Below are 1,181 nucleotides of genomic sequence, written 5' to 3' on the forward strand. Positions count from 1 at the left end.
TGTACTAATTCAGACCTGATCTGACAGTTACCCACTTTTCGACTTGGTGCCTGTCAGATTATATCTGGGCTAGATTCTTTTCAGCCCAGATTGATTTCCCATCCTCTAATGTTTCTATCGGCGTTCTGCCACAGCACATTTTTCCTTGATGAGTACGGTGATTGTTGTAGTAGTCCATCCATTCGTCCAGATCTTTCTGCAACTCTTCGATAGAACCATATAGTTTCTTTCTGAATGTCACTTGGTAGAACTCATTCAATATGGTCTTGTGGAAGCGCTCGCAGATACCATTTGTTTGTGGTGACATCGCTTTAGTTTTCGTGTGGTCGATATCATTAATAGCTAGGTAGAGCTGGTAATCGTGCTGTTCAACACGACCACAGTATTCAGTGCCTCGGTCAGTCAAGATTCGCAGCATTGGCAGTTCATGCGCCTCAAAGAACGGTAGAACCTTATCATTCAATATATCCGCTGCGGTGATTGGTGTTTTCGTTGTGTAGAGCTTGGCAAAGGCGACTTTACTGTAGGTATCAACGAAGGTTTGTTGATAGATGCGCCCAACACCTTTCAAGTTGCCAACATAGAATGTGTCTTGAGAGCCGAGATAACCTGGATGCGCTGTTTCTATCTCACCACAAGCCTCATCATCGTGCTTCTTACGCTCAAGAGCCGCAACTTGCTCGTCCGTTAGGATAATACCGTTCTCTGCGACCTGTTTCTCCAGTGCGATAAGACGTTTCTTGAAGTTCTCTAGGTCATTACGAAGCCAGATTGAGCGTACGCCACTTGGAGAGATAAACACTCCCAATTTACGTAATTCATTACTCGTTCTAACTTGTCCATGAGCTGGGAAGTCGATGGCGTATTTGATAACGGCTTGCTCAGTTTCACTATCAACACGGTTCTTCAAATTCGGTGCTCTTCGGCTACGGTTAATCAGAGCATCAATACCCCCGTCTCAACCAACTCTTGATAACGGTAGAAAGTATCTCTTGATACCCCCATAACCTTACAGGCTCTAGATACATTACCGAGTTCTTCTGCAAGATTGAGAAGGCCCGCTTTGTGTTTGATAATTGGATTGCTAGTATGAAGCATGAGAGTTACCTCTTTTTGTCTTTGATTAGTGATTAAGCACCTTTAATCAAAGTGGGTAACTCTCTTCTTTTCAAATTGAAGTG

Annotated in this window: 1 pseudogene; it reads right to left on the reverse strand. The window is 43.6% G+C overall.

Annotated features, from left to right (window positions below):
- Positions 1-58: 58 nt before the first annotated feature.
- A pseudogene (locus tag GOU96_RS17645) lies at positions 59-1,098 on the reverse strand (IS481-like element ISVvu4 family transposase).
- Between the last annotated feature and the right edge of the window lie 83 nt (positions 1,099-1,181).

Source organism: Vibrio sp. R-1 (assembly GCF_035615595.1).
In the GTDB taxonomy this organism is placed as follows: Bacteria; Pseudomonadota; Gammaproteobacteria; order Enterobacterales; family Vibrionaceae; genus Vibrio; species Vibrio cholerae.